Here is an 18,109-nt window from a genome sequence, read left to right as displayed (position 1 = left end):
GATTCACCCCAAGACATTTGCGGCCGCCGCGAATAGGCTGGGCCGTGAAGGCCGAGCGAGGGAGACCCGAATGCCCGGGAGTGGTGATCCGCAGGTGCAGCACGAGCCGCGCAACCCTGACCGGGATGCGCGCCGGCGCCGCTGGCCCGGCTGGGTTCCGGCCGTCCTGCTGCTGATGGTGCCGTTGCTGGTCATCGCCGGGTGCACGCTGTCCCGTAACAACGGCAGCAGGCCCGCGGCGGAGACCGGACCGGACTTCGTCACCGCCTCGGGCCGCGGCCTTGTCCTCAACGGCGAGCCCACCCGGCTGAAGGCGGTGAATTTCTCCAACCTTTACCATCGAAACCTGAACGGGGCCGAGCTCCTCACCTCGCAGCACCATTCGGAGGAAGACTTCGCCAGGGCAAAAGACATCGGCTTCAACAGCATCCGCTTTGCCTTCGACGGCGACTGGTACGCCGACTCCCCGCAGGTCTTCTGGCAGTGGCTGGACCAAAACGTGGCCTGGGCGCGGCAACACGGCATGCGCCTGATCCTGGACCTGCACACCCCGATCGGCGGATTCTGGCTGGACCCCACCAGCGACGCTGTCAGCTTTGACCTCTGGTCCGATCCCCGGCTGCAGCAGCAGAACGCGGACCTGTGGCGGGCCATCGCCGCCCGGTACAAGGACGAACCGGCCATCGCAGCCTACGACCTGCTCAACGAGCCGGTGACGACAGACGCGACCGGGGAACAATGGAAAAGGCTGGCGCGGCAGATGGTTGCCGCCGTCCGGGCGGAGGACCCGAACCACCTGCTGGTTATGGGCGGGATCTACGGGGTCAACGGCCGCTACGGTTCGTCCGGAGTCGACCAGCACTTCCTGGTGGATGACAGCAACGTCGTGTACGACTTCCACTTCTACGAGCCCATCAGATACACCCACCAGTACGCGTCCTGGGTCGAGGGCCCGGTCCAGGACGGCGGCCGCTATCCGGACCCGGACACGATTCTCCCGACCGGTCAGCGGGTCCTGCTGCCGGGAAGCCGTATCGCCACCAAGCCACTGCCCGCGGGCACGTCGGACTGGGCGGCGTACGACAGCGGCATCGTGACGATCGACGACAGCAGCGCGGTCGCGGCGGCGCCCCTTGCCACCGCGCAGGGCGGTATGCGCGGAACGGCCAGCTTCGATGCGATCAGGGTGACCGAGTACGGACCGGACGGGACCGAAATCCGGCAAATCATCAACGACCCCCTGGACCGCGACGCGGCGTTGGACTGGCATGAATGGCAATACGGCGGGGTGGCAGGGGCACCGCCAAAGTTCGCGCGGGAAAAGGCCGGCTACCGGGACGGCGGCAGCCTGTCCATCAGCGATGCCGCGGACGCCAAGGCAATCGCAGGGTGGAGCAACGACGCACACCTGTTCAAGGTTGTGCCCGGCAACAAGTACCGTATCGAGGGCCATATGCGGGGGCAGAACATTGAGGCCTCCGCGGGGTCGGCTCCTCGGATCGGGCTCCAGCTCGACGTCTACGCACAGTCGCCGGGAGCAGCCGGAAACGGCTTCCTCGCACGAGACAAGGGCTATTTGGCACACGAAGTGGGGAAGCGCGTTCAGTTCGGCATCGACAACAATGTGCCGATGTCGGTCATGGAGTTCGGCCTGGTCCGGCAGGCCTTTGAAATGGAGGGCAAGGGCGGCGGCCAGTGGGTCACCGACATGCTTGACCTTCTGGCGGAGAACAACCTCAGCTTTGCCTACTGGGAATACCACGGGACGCAGATGGGGCTCTACCTCAGCGGTTCAGGGCAACCCGGCGAACCCAACAAGGCGCTCATAGACAGCCTGGCCCGCGGACTGCGCTGACCGGCCGGATGCGGCGAGGAGCCGCCGCTATCAGGCGCGGCTGCCGCTGCGCCAGAGCTGCAGCAGGCCCGGGAAAGCGGCCTCATAGCCGGCCAGCAGCTGGGCTGCGAGGTCGTTCGAATCCACCAAGGGGTGCCGGGCGAACGCGGCGAGTGCGGCGTCGCGCCGGCTCCCGGCGGCTGGGTCCGAGCCTCCGCTGCCCGGGGCGGCGCCGGCCGAGCCTGCGCTGCCAGGGCCGACGCCGGTGACGGCGCCCGGGAGCGCGGTGGCGCGGACCACGAGCCGTTCGACCTCCTTGATCCGCAGCATCAGCGCCAGCTGTGCAGCCGCCGGCCGGTCCTGCGGGATCGGCACCACGCCGTCGGCGCCCACCTTGCAGGGGACCTCGACGACGGCGTCGACCGGCAGTCCCGGGATCGCGGCGGTCCGTGCACCGCCGGGCCCGGGGACCGTGTTGGGCGTGTTCAGGATCAGCTCGGCGTCGCCGCCGCCGGAAAGGGCGCGCATCACCGCGAGCGCGACGCGTTCGTAGCCGCCGCCAGCGAGGTCGTCCTCGTCCCGTTCTTCCCCGGCGGCACGGGCCTCGGCCAGGTAGCCCTCCTCGCGGGACCGGCGTGCGGCGTCCCAGAGTCCGTAGGCCCCGGCGCCGGCGGACGCGAGCCGCGGGTAGAGCTCGGCCTGCTGCCGGTGGATGGACTCGCCCCGGGTCTGGGCGGCGGCCCGCATGGCGGCCAGGGCACGGGCGGTCTCGTAGTAGTAGTACAGGTATTCGTTCGGGAGGCAGCCCAGGCCGGCCAGGAAAGGCTGCGGGAACAGGCGGCCCTCCTCGAAACCGGCCAGTGCCCCGGCGTCGGCCAGCAAGCCGGGGAGTGCGTCCCTGCCGCCGGACTCCAGCCGGTACAGCCAGCCCAGGTGGTTCAGCCCGTAGTAGCCGACGCCGTCGAGCCTGCCCTCCGGGAGCACGACGCCGGCGGCGCGCGCCGCCCGGTGCACCAGCCCGCCGGCCGAATCGCAGATCCCCACCACCCGGCGGCCCAGCACCTGGACCAGGGCCTCGGTCACCATGCCCGCCGGATTCGTGAAGTTGACCAGCCACGCGGCGGGACAGATGCGCTTCATCGCCTGCGCCAGGGACAGCATCGGCGGGATGGTGCGCAGGGCGTAGGAGATGCCGCCGGCGCCGGTGGTCTCCTGGCCCAGCATACCCAGCTCCTGCGCCACTCGCTCGTCCGTGGTCCGTCCGGCCGTGCCGCCGGGACGGATGGCGGCGAAGACCAGGTTCGCGCCGGCCAGGGCGTCGGGCAGTGACGTGGTGGTACTGACGCTCGGACCGCCGCCCGGAGGCCGCCCGGGCACGGAGGCCAGCACCGCCTCGATCGCGGCGAGCCGGGCGGCGTCGACGTCGTAGAGCACCAGCTCCCGGACCAGCCCGGCGAAGGGTCCGGCGCAGAGCGCCCGGTAGACCAGCGGCACCCGGAATCCGCCGCCGCCGGCAATCATGAGCCGCATGCCAGCAGTCTATTCTTACCTCGCGCCGTAGCGCCCGGAAGGCCGTCTTTCGCCGGCTACCCGGACGGCGTAGTGTGCCGTGTATGGACGCGATTCCAGCGCAGCGCTTCGACCCGCTCGCCGCCGTCCGCACCCCGACGGCGGGGGGCTTCGACCTGCTCCTGACGGGCACGGTGTTCCAGGACATCATCTTCACCGGGCTGCCGCACGCACCCCAGCCCGGGACGGAAATCTGGAGCGACGGGATGGGCAGCTGCCCCGGCGGGGTGGCGAACCAGGCCATCGCCGCGGCCCGGCTGGGGTTGCGCACCGGACTGGCCGCCGCGTTCGGCGACGACGGCTACGGCGACTACAACTGGAAAATCCTGGACCGGCAGGAACACGTGGACCTGTCGCTGTCGCGGCGCGTTCCGGGCTGGCACTCGCCGGTTACGGTGTCGCTGAGCGTCGAGAAGGACCGGTCCATGGTGACCCACGGCCATCCGGCGCCTGTCACGGCCAGCGAGCTGATCGGCTGCCCGCCGCCCGCGCTTGCCGCCGTCGCCGAGCTGGGCGAGGAGCTGGAACCGTGGGCCGTCGACGCGCACCGGGCCGGCGTGCGGCTCTTCGGCGACGTCGGCTGGGATCCCACCGGGACGTGGGCGCAGGCGCGGCTGGACAACCTGAAGTATTTCCACGCCTTTATGCCCAACCAGGAAGAGGCCAAGGCGTTCACCGGCAAGGACAACCCCTGGGCCGCGCTTTACGCGCTCGCGGACCAGGTCCCGGTGGCCGTGGTGACGCTGGGTCCGCAAGGGTCCATGGCGGTGGACTCCGAGACCGGCGAAGAGGAGTGGGTGCCCTCGCTGCCCGTGCCGGCCTTCGACCCCACCGGCGCCGGGGACTGCTTCGGGGCGGCGTTCATCGTTGGCTGCCTGGCCGGCTGGCCGCTGGGGGACCGGCTCCGGTTCGCCAACCTGTGCGCAGCCCTGGCCGTGCAGCAGGTCGGCGGTTCACTCGCCGCGCCCGGCTGGGGCGACATTGCCGACTGGTGGCAGCGCGCGAACGCCCGCAAGGAACGGCAGGGAAGCCAATGGCTGCGCCGCTACGGCTTCCTGGCGGAGATTGTGCGGGACGTGCCGCCGGAGGCGCAACGGCGTGCGACGGCAACCATAGCCCACCTGTCGGACGCGTAGGCCCGGCCGCCCCGGGGGACATGCTCAGTGCCCGCGCCGGCGATTGGACATAATGCCGATATGCCCGCTCGTGGCCGCGGGGAATGAGCATGTCCCGCGGATGATTCTGCAGACGGAGTGGGCATGCTCCCCGACCGGCCTTGCAAGCGGACATGTTCCCCTGCGGCGGCCGAGGAGTGGACATAGTGCCGTTATGCCCGCTCGTGGCCGCGGGGAATGAGCATGTCCCTAAGTGCAGGATGGGCATGTCCCTAAGGGCCGGGCGGGTGCGGAATTCAGCACGGTCTGCGGCCACCCGTAGAATCGTAAAGTGATGTACCCAGCAGCAACAGGTGATTTCCAGCCACTGGCGGAAGCAAGTCCCGGCCATGTCGAGGAGCGCTCGGCCGTTATCGACCTCGAAGCGGTCCGGCACAACGTCCGGCGGCTGGCCAAGGTGGCTTCGCCGGCCAAGGTGATGGCCGTCGTCAAGGCGGACGCTTACGGGCACGGGGCCATTCCGGTGGCCCGGGCCGCACTCAGCGCCGGTGCCAGCTGGCTTGGCGTCGCGCACATCTCGGAAGCGCTCGCCCTGCGCGCCGCCGGCATCGAGGCCCCGCTGCTGGCGTGGCTGCACACCCCCGAGAGCAATTTTGCGGCCGCCGTCGCTGCCGGCATCGACATCGGCTGCTCCGGCTGGGAGCTGGGCCGGATTGTGGCCGCCGCCCGCGAGCAGGAACGGCCCGCCCGGATCCACCTGAAGGTCGACACCGGGCTCGGCCGCAACGGCGCCACCCTGGAGACCTGGGACACGCTGCTGGGCGAGGCCATGGAATACCAGGACCAGGGCCTGCTGCGCGTCGTCGGAATCTTCTCCCACCTGGCGGTCGCCGATGAACCCGAGCGGCCGGAAACGGACGAGCAACTCGCCGCCTTCCGCGAAGTCCTGGCGATGGCCCAGGACGCCGGCGTCGATCCCGAGGTCCGCCACCTCGCCAACACCCCGGCGACGCTGTCCCGCCCGGACACGCACTTCGACCTGGTCCGGGTGGGCCTGGGCATCTACGGGCTCTCGCCGTTCGAGGGACAGAGCTCCGCTGAAGTCGGACTCCGCCCGGCCATGACAGTGCGCACCGTCGTCTCGCACTGCAAGGACGTACCCGCCGGCCAGGGCGTCTCCTACGGGCTGAACTACCGCACCGCCGGCAGCAGCACCCTGGGCCTCGTCCCGCTGGGCTATGCCGACGGCGTTCCGCGCGTCGCCACCGGTGGGCCGGTCAGAGTGGGCGGCGTGAACTACCCCGTGGTGGGCCGCATCGCGATGGACCAGATGGTGATCGACCTCGGCCCGCTCCACGTCTCCGCCGGGGGGACCAGCCTGCTGGGCGCCGAGGCACAGATGTTCGGCGACGGCGCCGACGGCGGCCCCACCGCCGAGGACTGGGCCAGGGCGGCGGGCACCAACAACTACGAAATCGTCACCCGCATCAGCCCGCGGGTGCCGCGCCGCTACATCAACGAGGAACCCGCCGCCGTTGACGGGGCCGCGCAGTGAGCGGACCGGCCTGGGAGCGGATCCTCACCGTCGGGACCGCCGGGCAGACGCACGCCCTGGCCGCAGCAATCGGCGCCGAGCTGGAAGCCGGCGACCTGCTGGTCCTCACCGGCGAGCTCGGCGCCGGGAAGACCACCTTCACGCAGGGGCTCGGCGAAGGCCTCGGCGTCCGCGCCGGGATCATCTCGCCTACGTTCGTCCTGGTCCGGATCCACCCCAACCTGCCGGACGGGCCGCGCCCCGGCGGCCCGGACCTGGTCCACGTTGACGCGTACCGGCTGGCGTCAGCCTCCGAGATCGACGATATCGACCTGGAAAACACCATGGACAGCGCGGTGACCGTGGTGGAGTGGGGCCGCGACCGGGTGGAGCACCTGAGCGAGAGCCGGCTTGAGGTTGAGCTGCACCGCCAGCTGGGCGGCGCCCAGTCAAATGGCGCCCAGCCCACCGGCGGCGCCCAGCCCGGCGGCGACGAGCCCGCCGGCGGCGCCCACCCCAGCGGCGACGAGCCCGCCGGCGGCGTGCTGGATTTCGACACCGACGACGCCGACGAGCCTAGGACCGTGGTGTTCCGCGGCTTCGGTCCGCGCTGGGCCGAGTCGCCGGCCGCCCTGGCCGGCTTCCCCGAACATCCCGCGACCACGGAAACGGACTGAAGATGCTGATCCTTGCCATCGATACCTCGGCCGTCGCCAGCGCGGCGCTCGTCTCCGATGACTCCCTGGAGTCCGTCGTCGGGAGTTTCGCCACCGAGGACACCCGCAGCCACGCCGAGGTGCTGGCCCCGGGCATCGAGCAGCTGCTCACGGGTGCGGGACTGACCGGCGCAGACGTCGATGCCATTGTCACCGGGGTGGGGCCGGGCCCGTTCACGGGACTGCGCTCCGGCATCGTCACGGCCCGCAGCCTGGCTTTCGTCTGGCAGAAGCCCCTCTACGGGCTCATGAGCCTGGATGCCATCGCCCTCGAAGTGGCCGAATCCACGGAGGCGGCGGCCGAGTTCATCGTGGCCACCGACGCGCGGCGGAAGGAAGTCTACTGGGCCCGCTACGCCCTGGCCGGAAGCCAGCTGCCGCAGCTGTTGGACGGCCCGCACGTGGGATTCGCCGCCGACCTGCCGGACCTCCCGGTCTACGGCGCCGGCGCCGGACTCTACCCGGATGTGCTCAATGCGGTTCCCGAATTCGCCGGGCGCCAGCCCGAGGCGCTCGCGCTGGGCCAGTTCGCGCTGGCGCGGCTCGCCGCGGGGGAGCAGCTCCCGGACACCACCACCCCGCTGTACCTGCGGGAGTCCGACGCCCAGGTCCCCGGCCCGCGGAAGCGCGCGCTGTGAGCGCCCCGGAAACACCGGCCGGATCCTCCCCGGCCGGCGTGATCTTCAGGCCCATGGCCGCCGCGGACCTTCCGGCCGTGCATAACCTGGAGCGCCGGCTCTTCCCGGTGGACGCCTGGCCCCTGCAGATGTTCGTCGACGAACTCGCCCAGGCTGAGACCCGGAGCTACCTCGTCGCGGAAGCCGGCGGCGCCATCGTTGGCTACGCCGGGCTGATGTGCATCGAACCCATCGCGGACGTCCAGACCATCGCCGTCGTCCCCGAGCACGAGGGCCGCGGCATCGGATCGGCGCTGCTGGCCGAGCTCATCCGGGAAAGCCGGCGGCGGCACGCCGCCGACGTGCTGCTCGAGGTGCGCGCCGACAACCCCCGGGCCCAGCAGCTCTACCGGCGCTTCGGCTTTGAGCAGATCCACACCCGCCCGCGCTACTACCGGGACGGCGTCGACGCGCTGATCATGCGCCTCCAGCTGCACACAACGGACAGCGCGGCGCCCGGCACCACCACGGACGACACCCAGCCAACGGAAACAGGCCGAGAATGAACCATTACCCACACAGCTCCCAGCCGCTGGTGCTGGGGATCGAGTCCTCCTGCGACGAGACCGGCGTCGGGGTTGTCCGCGGCACCCGGCTGCTGGCCAACACTGTGTCTTCGTCCATGGAGGAGCACGTCCGCTTCGGCGGGGTCATCCCCGAGATCGCCTCGCGTGCGCATCTTGACGCGTTTGTGCCCACCCTGCGGGAGGCCCTCGCCGAGGCGGACGTGACGCTGGACGACGTCGACGCCATCGCCGTCACGTCCGGACCTGGTCTTGCCGGCGCGCTGATGGTGGGCGTCTGCGCGGCCAAGGCGCTCGCCGTCGCCACCGGCAAGCCGCTGTACGCGATCAACCACCTGGTGGCGCACGTCGGCGTCGGCCTGCTCGAACCGGCCACCGCCGCCGGGGCAGCCGGCCCGCAGCCGGGCGGGGCCCCGGCGGCCGCCCTGCCGGAGAACCTCGGCGCGCTCCTGGTTTCCGGCGGGCATACCGAGATCCTGCGGATCCGCAGCATCACCGACGACGTCGAGCTGCTCGGTTCCACGATTGACGACGCCGCGGGCGAGGCCTACGACAAGGTGGCCCGGCTGCTGGGGCTCGGCTACCCGGGCGGGCCGGCCATCGACAAGCTGGCGCGCACCGGCAACGCCAAAGCGATCCGGTTCCCGCGCGGGCTGACCCAGCCCAAATACATGGGGAGCGCCGAGGAACCCGGCCCGCACCGTTATGACTGGTCCTTCAGCGGACTCAAGACCGCCGTCGCCCGCTGCGTCGAGCAGTTCGAGGCCCGCGGCGACGAGGTGCCGGTCGCGGACATCGCGGCGGCCTTCCAGGAGGCCGTGGTGGATGTGATCACCGCCAAGGCGGTGCTCGCCTGCCGGGAGAACGGCATCACCGAGCTACTGCTGGGCGGGGGCGTGGCCGCGAACTCGCGGCTGCGCCAGCTCACGGAGCAGCGCTGCAGCGCGGCGGGGATCCGGCTGACCGTTCCGCCGCTCTCGCTGTGCACGGACAACGGCGCCATGGTGGCCGCGCTCGGTGCGCAGCTGGTGATGTCCGGGACCGCGCCGAGCGGGATCGGCTTCGCGCCGGACTCCTCAATGCCGGTCACGTCCGTCTCCGTCCAGGACGCGGCTGTCCCGTCCCTGTAGGAAGCAGTGCGGGGGGTTACGCTTCGGGCCCCTTGCGCATCTGCTCGACCAGGTCCAGGACGACGGCGCGCAGGTCACCGCCGTGTTCCGCGGCGACGCGGCGCTGCCGCTGGTAGCCGGCGCCGCGTTCGATGATCCGTTCGACGTCGGCCAGCTCCGCGCTGCAGCCGAGCTTGGCGGCCACCGGCTCAAGCCGGGCCAGCGTCTCGCGCAGGTGCTCGGTGACGAGCTGCTCGTTGCCGTCAGCATCCAGGATGATGATCGCGTCCAGCCCGTAGCGTGCGGCGCGCCACTTGTTTTCCTGGACGTGCCAGGGCGGCATGGTCGGGATGGTTCCGCCGTTGTCCAGGGTGGTGGAGAACTCGTCCACGAGGCACTGGGTCAGGGCGGCGATGGCCCCCACCTCCTCGAGCGTGGCCAGCCCGTCGCAGATGCGCATCTCGATGGTGCCGAGGTTGGGCACGGGCCGAATGTCCCAGCGGATCTCGGAGAGGGTGTCGATCACGCCGGTGGTGAACATGTCCTGGACGTAGGACTCGTATTCTTCCCAGCTGGCGAACTGGAACGGCAGTCCCGCCGTCGGCAGCTGCTGGAACATCAGCGCGCGCTGCGAGGCGTAGCCGGTGTCCTCGCCGCCCCAGAACGGGCTGGAGGCGGACAAAGCCTGGAAGTGCGGGAAGTAATTGACCAGGCCGTCCAGGACCGGGAGCACCTTGTCGCGGCTGTCGAGGCCCACATGGACGTGGACGCCGTAGATCACCATCTGCCGGCCCCACCACTGGGTGCGGTCGATCAGCTTGGCATAGCGGGCCTTGTCGGTGACCGGCTGCAGCTGCGGGGGGCTGAAGGGGTGGCTGCCGGCGCAGAAGACCTCGACGCCCATCGGATCGGTGACCTCGCGCACCGCGGCGAGGGAACTGCTAAGGTCCGCCTTCGCTTCCGCCACCGTGGTGCAGATGCCCGTAACGAGTTCCACCGTGTTAAGCAGCAGCTCCTGCTTGATATGCGGATGTTCGTCATCCTCATTCAGCTCGGGGTGCCGGGCGGCCACGCCCCGGAGCACCTCGCTGGCCACCGAGGCCAGCTCGCCGGTTTCGGCGTTGACGAGCGCGAGCTCCCATTCCACACCAAGAGTTGATTGCCTGGATGAAGCGAAATCAATCTTCATGTGGTCCCTTCACTGTTTTGTTGCCCGCCGGTGTTGCTGCCTGTGCGCCTGCCCGTGCCGTCCCCAAGGCCCGGCGCCGCGGCCTGCGGTGGCAAGGCAACGGTGTTTCAAGTCTAGTGCAGGGGTAGCATCGAGCTGCTGGCCAAGTTACAGCTGATGCGTGAGAGTTTTCACAGAAGCAGTCTCTTAGCGGCAGCCGTGGCGGTTCTGACGGTGCCCGCGGCCTTCGATGCCCTGCTGGCGGTGCTGGCCGGAAAAGCCGCCGCCCCGGAAAGCTGCCGGTCGCCGTCGGGCGGCAAGGCGCCGGTCCGGCGGCCGCTGGTCCGGCCGGGTGGCGTTTAATGGTGCAGTGCCCATCCTGAATAAAGACATGACCCTGTGTATCTCGCTCTCGGCCCGGCCGAGCAACAACGGGACACGCTTCCACAACCACCTGTATGAGCAGCTGGGCCTGAACTGGATCTACAAGGCCTTCGCCCCCACCGACCTGGCCCAGGCCATCGCCGGGGTGCGGGGACTGGGCATCCGCGGCTGCGCCGTGTCCATGCCGTACAAGGAAGACGTCATCGCCCTGGTGGACGTGATGGACCCGTCCGCGAAAGCCATCGACTCGGTCAACACGATCGTCAACGACGGCGGCCGGCTCACGGCCTACAACACCGACTACACGGCGATCGAACAGCTGCTGCAGCGCAACGCCGTCCCCACGGATTATTCGGTGTGGCTGCTGGGCGCCGGCGGGATGGCGAAGGCCACCGCGGCCGCGCTGCGCGACGCCGGCTTCCGGCAGGTCACCATCATCGCCCGCAACGAGGAGGCCGGCAGGGCACTCGCCGGCCTTTACGGATTCCAGTGGCAGGCCGGTCTCCCGGCCGCCGGCTCCGGGGAGGGCCCGGCCGACCTGCTGATCAACGTGACGCCCATTGGTATGGCCGGCGGGCCGGAGGCGGACGAACTGTCCTTCCCGCAGGAGGCCGTGGAGGCCGCCAAGGTGGTGTTCGACGTCGTCGCGCTGCCCGCCGAAACGCCCCTGATCAAAGCCGCCCGGGCCGCCGGCAAGACGGTCATCACGGGTGCGGAGGTCGCCACCATCCAGGCCCTGGAACAGTTCGTGCTGTACACGGGCATCCGGCCCAGCGACGAACAGGTCCGGGCCGCCGAGGAGTTCATGCGGGCCCAGTAGATGGACCAGCTGCGGCCGGAACCGGCGGCACGCCGCTAGACCGGCTGCCCTGGACCGGCGGCACGCCGCTAGACCGGCTGCACGGAGATGGCCACCCGTTCCTCGCCGATTCTGGTGAGGACCAGGGTGGCCGTCTTTTTGGCAGTGTTCTTGGCGTTCTTGCCGCCGCCGGGGAGCAGCTGCTTGCGCAGTTCTTCCGGAGTGACCGAGGTGCCGCGCTTCTTGATGTCGAGGACGCCCACGCCGTTGTCCTTGACCCAGGCCTTGAGTGCCTTGGCGTTGAACGGCATCACCTCGAGGACCTGGTACGCCCGGGCGAAGGGGGTGTCGCGCAGTTCCGGGGCGCAGATGTAGGCGATGTGTTCGTCCAGCAGATGTCCGCCCAGCTGGAGTGCGACGTCGGCGACGAGTCCCGCGCGGATCACGGCGCCGTCGGGCTCGTAGAGGTAGCCTTCCACCGGGCCCACGGGGGCAGCCGGGCCGGCGTCGAAGTCCTCCGTGCTGGTGAGTTCCGCCGCGCCCTGCGGCCCCAGGACCAGGGCAGCGCGACGGATTCCGGGCCGGCGTACGGCGTTGAACCACAGTGCCACCTCGGTGACGTCGCCGCCCACCGAAACCCACTGCGCCTCGCAGTCCGCCGGCACCGAATCATGCGGCATGCCGGGGCCCATTTTCACGCCGACGGCACGGCCCGACGCGGCCAGCGATTCCACGAAGGACAGCGGCGGGGAGAAATCTTCCGGGTCCCAGAGGCGCTTGGTTCCGGAGCTGGAGGTGGTGCGGCGTGCCGGGTCCAGCCAGACGCCGTCGATCCCGTCAAGCGGAACGGCGGCGGCATCGGCATGGACCACGGTGGCGTTGCGGAACGGGATCAGATTCATCGTGGCGCAGGCGGCGGTCGTTTCGTCCAGTTCCACCGCGGTGACCTGGATGTCCAGGGAGGCCAGCGCCATCGCGTCGGCGCCCAGCCCGCAGCCCAGGTCCGCCACATGGGCGATCCCGGCTTCGGCGAACCGCTGCGCGTGCCGTGCCGCCACGGTGAGCCGTGTGGCCTGCTCCAGTCCGGCCCGGGTGAAAATCATCTGCCGGGCGAATTCACCGAATTTGGCTTCCGCCCTGGTCCGCAGCCGGGATTGGGTGAGCGCGGCGGAGACCAGCTCGGGGGAGTGGCCGGCCTTACGGAGCGAGGCGTTGAGCCGGAAGGCCTCCTCTTCACGGTACGGTCCCAGCGAGGCCAGCAGCTCCCAGCCCTCCGGATTGAGGAGCGGGGCGATCTGGTCCTGCGTAGTCTCAGCCATGCCATCAAGCCTAGTTCAGGCGTGGAACCCGCGGCGCGGCCGATAGGCTGGACGGCATGGACGGCAAGGAAACAGACGACTTCGGCACAGCAAGCATGCGGGAGCAGGCGGGCGGCGAAGTCCGTGACAGCCGGGGACCGGCCCGTTTCGCCCGTCCGGCGCTGATCGCCGGCAGCGTGATCGCCGTCGTCTGCGTGGCATTGCTGGTCATCATCTTCTTCCTGGACGCCTTCAACGCAACCGTTTACTCCGTGGGCGGCAAGGATGTGAAGGACGCGACCGACGAGGCGCGCGCCATCCGCGACACCTACGCCGCCGCCCGGGTGGGCGGCATCATCTTCCTGGTTCTCGGGGCGGCGGCCGCCCTGGCCGGCGGCTTTGTGCTGTACCGCGAACGGAACGCCTCCGCCCGGGTCGAGGAGGACGACGACGGCCAGGACTGGGACTACGAGGACCTCGCGGGGGAGTAGCCCTCCGCAGCCGCGCCGGCCGCTGGACATGTCCCTCGCCCTGCGTCGGACCGTCTTCCGGACATGTCCCTCGTCCTGCGCCGGACGCACCTCCGGACATGCCCAGCCTTAGCAGGATGCTCCTCCGGACATGCTCAGTCCTCGACTCCGGGGCTGCACATAATGCCGTTATGTCCGACGCCGGCGACCAGGAATGGGCATGTCCCTCGTTCTGCGCAGGATCCGCGTCCGGACATGCCCAGCCTTAGACGTCAGCGCTGCACATAATGCCGTTATGTCCGACGCCGGCTGCCGGGAATGAGCATGTCCCTCGCGCCCGGGCTGCAAGAATAATGTCCATCCACCGGCGCCCGCTGGACACAGCCACGGTGAGTCCACTGGCCGCCACAAGAAACGGGCATGTCCCGTGCGGGCGTTCACCAGGGACGAACTTCTGGCACTCACCTTGACCGAGTGCTAACTACTTACATAGAGTCGTCATTAGCACTCTCCCTAGGCGGGTGCTAACAGCTGAAGCTTGACAGCCAGGCTGCGGCCGGCACCGCGACGACGGTCTGTACGCCTTGGCACCACAGCTTCAAAGTCCACGAATTTGCTGACGAAAAGGAGAGGTCCTTGTCGGTCTCTATTAAGCCTCTTGAGGATCGTATTGTTGTCCGCCCGCTCGAAGCCGAGCAGACCACGGCTTCCGGCCTGGTCATCCCGGACTCCGCCCAGGAGAAGCCGCAGGAAGGCGAAGTTGTTGCAGTAGGCCCCGGCCGCTTTGACGACAACGGCAACCGCGTTCCCGTAGACGTTGCCGTCGGCGACGTTGTTATCTACTCCAAGTACGGCGGAACCGAAGTCAAGACCGGCGGCGTTGAGTACCTCGTGCTGTCCGCCCGCGACGTCCTGGCGATCGTCGTAAAGTAACTCTCTTGGACCCCCGCGCCGCCGCTCCTTCACTCTGAACGGAACGGCTGCGCGGGGTTCTGTCTTGAAAGGACAAAACCATGGCAAAGCAGCTCGCGTTTAACGACGCTGCCCGCCGGTCGCTTGAAGCCGGCATCGATAAGCTCGCCAACACGGTCAAGGTGACGCTCGGCCCGCGCGGCCGCAACGTCGTGCTGGACAAGAAGTGGGGCGCCCCCACGATCACCAACGACGGTGTCACCATCGCCCGCGAAGTGGAACTGGACGACCCGTACGAGAACCTTGGCGCTCAGCTCGCCAAGGAGGTCGCCACCAAGACCAATGACGTCGCCGGTGACGGCACCACCACCGCCACCGTGCTCGCCCAGGCCCTGGTCAAGGAAGGCCTGCGCAACGTTGCAGCCGGCGCCGCCCCGGGCCAGATCAAGCGCGGCATCGAGGTCTCGGTCGAGGCCGTTGCCGCCCGCCTGCTGGAAAACGCCCGCCCGGTTGAGGGCACGCAGGTGGCCAACGTTGCCGCCATCTCCGCGCAGAGCGACGAGGTCGGCGAGCTCCTGGCCGAGGCCTTCGGCAAGGTCGGCAAGGACGGTGTGATCACCATCGAGGAGTCCTCCACCACGCAGACCGAGCTGGTCCTCACCGAGGGCATGCAGTTCGACAAGGGCTACCTGTCCCCGTACTTCGTCACCGACGCGGAACGCCAGGAAGCGGTGCTTGAGGACGCGCTGATCCTGATCAACCAGGGCAAGATCTCCTCGGTCCAGGAATTCCTGCCGCTGCTGGAAAAAGCGCTGCAGAGCTCCAAGCCGCTCTTCATCATCGCCGAAGACGTCGAGGGCGAGGCCCTCTCCACGCTGATCGTCAACCGCATCCGCGGCACCCTGAACGTCGTGGCCGTCAAGGCTCCGGGCTTCGGCGACCGCCGCAAGGCCATGCTGCAGGACATCGCGACCCTCACGGGCGCGCAGGTTGTTTCCCCGGAACTGGGCCTCAGCCTGGACACCGTGGGCCTTGAGGTGCTCGGCACCGCCCGCCGCATCACCGTGACGAAGGACAACACCACCATCGTTGACGGCGCCGGTTCGGCCGAGGACGTCGCGGCCCGGGTCGCCCAGCTGCGCGCCGAGCTGACCCGCACCGATTCCGACTGGGACAAGGAAAAGCTGCAGGAACGCCTGGCCAAGCTGGCCGGCGGCATCGGCGTGATCAAGGTCGGCGCTGCCACCGAGGTCGAGCTGAAGGAAAAGAAGCACCGCATCGAGGACGCCGTGTCCTCCACCCGCGCTGCCCTCGAAGAAGGCATCGTGGCCGGCGGCGGCTCCGCCCTCATCCACGCCCTCAAAGCGCTCGATGAGGACCCGGCCGTCCAGGCGCTCGACGGCGACGCGGCAGCTGCCGTGGGCATCGTCCGCCGGGCCCTGACCCAGCCGCTGCGCTGGATCGCCCAGAACGCCGGCTTCGACGGCTACGTTGTGGTCGCCAAGGTTGCCGAATCCGCGGTCAACCAGGGCTTCAACGCCAAGACCGGCGAATACGAAGACCTGATCGCGGCCGGTGTCATCGACCCCGTCAAGGTCACGCGTGCGGCCCTCCGCAACGCGGCCTCCATCGCCGCGCTGGTTCTCACCACCGAAACCCTCGTGGTGGAAAAGCCGGCCGATGAGGACGAGCACGCCGGGCACCAGCACTAAGGTCTCCGCGCACTGAAAGGACCGGACCAGCGTCAGCTGGTCCGGTCCTTTTTGTTGCCCGTATGGCCGCGCCGGGCCGGTCCTGCGGGGGCTGCGGGAGTGTAGGCTCCTCAGCCAAAGGGCCGGGTCCAGGCGCAGAGCTTGTATAGTTGCTCTGGCTGTCTTACGTGGTTTCTACGGGGGTTTGTATGTCTGGAGCGGGAACGCTCGTCTCGCCGCGCGAAACGAGCGCCAGGCCCCGGCGTGCCCGGGGAACGAAATTTAGGCCGGAAATCCAGGGTCTGCGATCGCTGGCCGTCCTGATGGTCGTCACCTACCATGTGTGGTTTGGCCGGGTGTCCGGCGGCGTGGACATTTTCCTGTTGATCTCAGCCTTCCTGATGACGTTGCAGTTCGTGGGCCGCTATGAGCGCGGCGCGCGGATGGACCTGGTCAAGCATTGGCTCCACTTGTTCCGGCGGCTCCTGGCCGCGGCGGCCGTTGTCATTCTGAGCACCCTGGCGGCCAGCTACTTCCTGTTGCCCCGCACCCGCTTCCCGGATGTGGTCTCCCAAAGCTGGGCATCGTTGTTCTATGTGGAAAACCGGGTGCTCCAATCCGAGGCCGTGGACTACTACGCGGCCGATCACGCCACTGCCAGTCCGCTGCAGCACTTCTGGTCCCTGTCCATCCAGGGGCAGGTCTTCATCCTGTGGCCGCTCATCTTTGCTGCCGCCGCCGTCGTTGCGCGCCGTTACGGCCTGCGCTACCGTGCCCTGCTTTGCTACATCTTTGCCGGCATCTTCCTGGCCTCGCTGACGTTCTCCATCTTCTATACCGCCACCAACCAGACCCAGGCCTACTTCGACACCGGCGCGCGCCTCTGGGAATTCGCGCTGGGCACGCTGCTTGCTTTGTTCCTGCCGGCACTGACTTTCCTCTCCGGAGCGGTCCGTGCCGTGCTCGGCTGGGTCGGAGTCCTCGCGATGATCAGCTGCGGGTTCATCCTGGACGTGGAGGGAGCCTTCCCCGGCTTCCTGGCACTCTGGCCCACCCTGGCTGCCAGCTTCGTCATCCTGGCCGGCCAGACCAACACCCGCTGGGGAGTCGACCGCTTCCTTAGCGCTGGCCCGCTCGTCAAACTTGGAGACAACTCGTACGCCCTGTACCTGTGGCACTGGCCGGTTCTGGTCCTGTCCCTGGCCTGGAGCGGCAAGGAGCATGCAGGCTGGCTCTCTGGCGGCGTTATCATCGCCGTGTCCTTGGGGCTCGCCTTCCTGACCACCCGCTTCGTTGAGAAGCCCTGGCGGTCTTGGGCCTGGCCGGAAGCCCGACGGCGGCGGGCAGCACTCGCCGTCGCGCTTTGCCTCGCTGTAGTCGCCGCGCCCCTGGCGGCGGTGCAGCTTCAGCAGCGCCTCCAGACCCAGGCAGTCATGGCTCAGGCGGAGCGGAACAATCCCGGCGCCTTGGCGCTGCTGCCCGGCTTCGTCAGTGCGGCCGACGGCGACGCCCCGATCCTGCCCCTGCCCGAGAACCTCCAAAAGGACTGGGCCGGTCTCGGCAACCGTTGCACTGGTGACCTTGAGCCGTCAGACCCGTCGCTGAGAAGCAGCTGCTCACAGAACGCGGTGCCGGGCGATGGTGCCAAGACCATCCTCGTGCTCGGCGACTCGCATGCCCAGCAATGGCTGGCGGCCATCGACGCCGTCGGCAAGAAGAACGGCTGGCGCGTCTACTCGTTGATGAGGGCCGGCTGCCGCTACAGCGTCGCGGCCCAGGGCCGTTCTGTCCCCTGCGACAACTTCAATGCAGCCGTCACGGAGGAAGTGGCTGGCAACGCGCCGGACGCCATAATGACCGTCGGTACCGTCGCGGCAGTGTCTTCTCCCGCGGAGAAGCTTTCCCCCGACCTCGAAGCGACCGCGAAATTCTGGACCGAGAAGCACGTCAACTTGGTTGCCATCCGGGACAATCCGCGCTTCAACTTCAACATCGCTGAGTGTGTCGTAAAGAAGGGGCCCGGGAGCCCGGACTGCCGCCCAGCCCAACGCGACGTGCTTGCCGCGAAGAGCCCGCTGGCTGCGCTGGAGGGCCGGGTGCCCGGACTGTCGGTTGTCGACATGACGGACCTGATCTGCGACGGGAAGACCTGTCCCGCAGTGGTGGGCAACACCTACGTCTACAAGGACAACAACCACCTCACCAAGACATACGTCGCTTCCATGTCCTCCGTCTTCGGCCAGCGGCTGTCTGAGTCGACTGGCTGGAAGTAAAAGACAACTCAACCGTGGCCTGCACCGCGTCAGCGG

General features: G+C 68.9%; 16 protein-coding genes. 13 read left to right on the top strand and 3 right to left on the bottom strand.

The annotated features are described in order from the left end of the window. Positions 1-70: 70 nt before the first annotated feature. Positions 71-1,855 carry a glycoside hydrolase family 5 protein gene (locus tag AC1MBE_RS05250; protein ID WP_479781316.1) on the top strand — a complete coding sequence of 595 codons (1,785 nt, stop codon included), beginning with the start codon at positions 71-73 and terminating at the stop codon, positions 1,853-1,855. Between the two features lie 30 nt (positions 1,856-1,885). Here AC1MBE_RS05250 and AC1MBE_RS05245 read toward each other — a convergent pair whose 3' ends face one another. Beyond that, the gene (locus tag AC1MBE_RS05245) at positions 1,886-3,364 is read right to left on the bottom strand and encodes a family 4 glycosyl hydrolase (RefSeq protein WP_479781314.1); all 1,479 of its coding nucleotides are present in this window, start codon (positions 3,362-3,364) and stop codon (positions 1,886-1,888) included. Positions 3,365-3,447: 83 nt separating this feature from the next. Between AC1MBE_RS05245 and AC1MBE_RS05240 the strand changes: the two genes are divergently transcribed. From AC1MBE_RS05240 to tsaD, 6 genes are all read left to right on the top strand, one after another. Further along, positions 3,448-4,539, top strand: a complete 1,092-nt coding sequence (locus AC1MBE_RS05240; RefSeq protein ID WP_479781312.1) for a carbohydrate kinase family protein — start codon at positions 3,448-3,450, stop codon at positions 4,537-4,539. A 310-nt stretch (positions 4,540-4,849) separates the two neighbouring features. Next, positions 4,850-6,073, top strand: a complete 1,224-nt coding sequence (gene alr / locus AC1MBE_RS05235; RefSeq protein WP_479781310.1) for an alanine racemase — start codon at positions 4,850-4,852, stop codon at positions 6,071-6,073. Continuing rightward, positions 6,070-6,729 (top strand): tRNA (adenosine(37)-N6)-threonylcarbamoyltransferase complex ATPase subunit type 1 TsaE, encoded by a 660-nt coding sequence (gene tsaE / locus AC1MBE_RS05230; RefSeq protein ID WP_479781308.1) that lies wholly within the window; start codon positions 6,070-6,072, stop codon positions 6,727-6,729. The genes alr and tsaE overlap by 4 nt, the downstream gene beginning before the upstream one ends. Before the next feature lie 2 nt (positions 6,730-6,731). After that, positions 6,732-7,406: a tRNA (adenosine(37)-N6)-threonylcarbamoyltransferase complex dimerization subunit type 1 TsaB gene (gene tsaB / locus AC1MBE_RS05225; protein WP_479781306.1), complete on the top strand. Its 675-nt coding sequence runs from the start codon at positions 6,732-6,734 to the stop codon at positions 7,404-7,406. Between the two features lie 53 nt (positions 7,407-7,459). After that, positions 7,460-7,951: a ribosomal protein S18-alanine N-acetyltransferase gene (gene rimI / locus AC1MBE_RS05220; RefSeq protein ID WP_479782488.1), complete on the top strand. Its 492-nt coding sequence runs from the start codon at positions 7,460-7,462 to the stop codon at positions 7,949-7,951. Continuing rightward, a complete protein-coding gene (tsaD, locus tag AC1MBE_RS05215) occupies positions 7,948-9,099 on the top strand; it encodes a tRNA (adenosine(37)-N6)-threonylcarbamoyltransferase complex transferase subunit TsaD (RefSeq protein ID WP_479781304.1) in 1,152 nt (383 codons plus the stop codon). The genes rimI and tsaD overlap by 4 nt, the downstream gene beginning before the upstream one ends. 16 nt (positions 9,100-9,115) lie before the next feature. On the opposite strand, the gene AC1MBE_RS05210 is transcribed toward tsaD, so the two are convergent. Continuing rightward, positions 9,116-10,267 carry a glutamate--cysteine ligase gene (locus AC1MBE_RS05210; RefSeq protein ID WP_479781302.1) on the bottom strand — a complete coding sequence of 384 codons (1,152 nt, stop codon included), beginning with the start codon at positions 10,265-10,267 and terminating at the stop codon, positions 9,116-9,118. Positions 10,268-10,465: 198 nt separating this feature from the next. On the opposite strand from AC1MBE_RS05210, the gene AC1MBE_RS05205 reads away from it, so the two are divergent. Beyond that, the gene (locus tag AC1MBE_RS05205) at positions 10,466-10,609 is read left to right on the top strand and encodes a hypothetical protein (protein WP_479781301.1); all 144 of its coding nucleotides are present in this window, start codon (positions 10,466-10,468) and stop codon (positions 10,607-10,609) included. Between the two features lie 7 nt (positions 10,610-10,616). After that, positions 10,617-11,450 (top strand): shikimate 5-dehydrogenase, encoded by an 834-nt coding sequence (locus AC1MBE_RS05200; protein WP_479781300.1) that lies wholly within the window; start codon positions 10,617-10,619, stop codon positions 11,448-11,450. A 68-nt stretch (positions 11,451-11,518) separates the two neighbouring features. Here the strand turns inward: AC1MBE_RS05200 and AC1MBE_RS05195 are convergent, their stop codons facing one another. Next, the gene (locus AC1MBE_RS05195) at positions 11,519-12,748 is read right to left on the bottom strand and encodes a THUMP-like domain-containing protein (protein WP_479781298.1); all 1,230 of its coding nucleotides are present in this window, start codon (positions 12,746-12,748) and stop codon (positions 11,519-11,521) included. Positions 12,749-12,804: 56 nt separating this feature from the next. Between AC1MBE_RS05195 and AC1MBE_RS05190 the strand changes: the two genes are divergently transcribed. The 4 genes from AC1MBE_RS05190 to AC1MBE_RS05175 all read left to right on the top strand — a co-directional run bounded on the left by AC1MBE_RS05190 (position 12,805) and on the right by AC1MBE_RS05175 (position 18,073). Further along, a complete protein-coding gene (locus tag AC1MBE_RS05190) occupies positions 12,805-13,218 on the top strand; it encodes a hypothetical protein (protein WP_479781297.1) in 414 nt (137 codons plus the stop codon). A gap of 615 nt (positions 13,219-13,833) precedes the next feature. Then, the gene (gene groES, locus AC1MBE_RS05185) at positions 13,834-14,130 is read left to right on the top strand and encodes a co-chaperone GroES (RefSeq protein WP_056737866.1); all 297 of its coding nucleotides are present in this window, start codon (positions 13,834-13,836) and stop codon (positions 14,128-14,130) included. An 80-nt stretch (positions 14,131-14,210) separates the two neighbouring features. Further along, complete coding sequence (groL, locus tag AC1MBE_RS05180) at positions 14,211-15,821, top strand: chaperonin GroEL (protein ID WP_479781296.1); 1,611 nt, start codon at positions 14,211-14,213, stop codon at positions 15,819-15,821. Between the two features lie 188 nt (positions 15,822-16,009). Then, positions 16,010-18,073 carry an acyltransferase family protein gene (locus AC1MBE_RS05175; protein WP_479781295.1) on the top strand — a complete coding sequence of 688 codons (2,064 nt, stop codon included), beginning with the start codon at positions 16,010-16,012 and terminating at the stop codon, positions 18,071-18,073. The last annotated feature ends 36 nt before the right edge of the window (positions 18,074-18,109 follow it).

The organism is Arthrobacter sp. BG5 (assembly GCF_056680155.1).
The sequence above is the reverse complement of the archived record's forward strand: the minus strand, read 5'-3'. Positions and strand labels throughout refer to the sequence as shown.

Bases quoted from the DNA above. Each gene is read 5' to 3' on its own strand.
- AC1MBE_RS05250 (WP_479781316.1), top strand. From the start codon at position 71: ATGCCCGGGAGTGGTGATCCGCAGGTGCAGCACGAGCCGCGCAACCCT.
- AC1MBE_RS05245 (WP_479781314.1), bottom strand. From the start codon at position 3,364: ATGCGGCTCATGATTGCCGGCGGCGGCGGATTCCGGGTGCCGCTGGTC.
- AC1MBE_RS05240 (WP_479781312.1), top strand. From the start codon at position 3,448: ATGGACGCGATTCCAGCGCAGCGCTTCGACCCGCTCGCCGCCGTCCGC.
- tsaB (WP_479781306.1), top strand. From the start codon at position 6,732: ATGCTGATCCTTGCCATCGATACCTCGGCCGTCGCCAGCGCGGCGCTC.
- rimI (WP_479782488.1), top strand. From the start codon at position 7,460: ATGGCCGCCGCGGACCTTCCGGCCGTGCATAACCTGGAGCGCCGGCTC.
- tsaD (WP_479781304.1), top strand. From the start codon at position 7,948: ATGAACCATTACCCACACAGCTCCCAGCCGCTGGTGCTGGGGATCGAG.
- AC1MBE_RS05210 (WP_479781302.1), bottom strand. From the start codon at position 10,267: ATGAAGATTGATTTCGCTTCATCCAGGCAATCAACTCTTGGTGTGGAA.
- AC1MBE_RS05195 (WP_479781298.1), bottom strand. From the start codon at position 12,748: ATGGCTGAGACTACGCAGGACCAGATCGCCCCGCTCCTCAATCCGGAG.
- AC1MBE_RS05190 (WP_479781297.1), top strand. From the start codon at position 12,805: ATGGACGGCAAGGAAACAGACGACTTCGGCACAGCAAGCATGCGGGAG.
- groL (WP_479781296.1), top strand. From the start codon at position 14,211: ATGGCAAAGCAGCTCGCGTTTAACGACGCTGCCCGCCGGTCGCTTGAA.
- AC1MBE_RS05175 (WP_479781295.1), top strand. From the start codon at position 16,010: ATGTCTGGAGCGGGAACGCTCGTCTCGCCGCGCGAAACGAGCGCCAGG.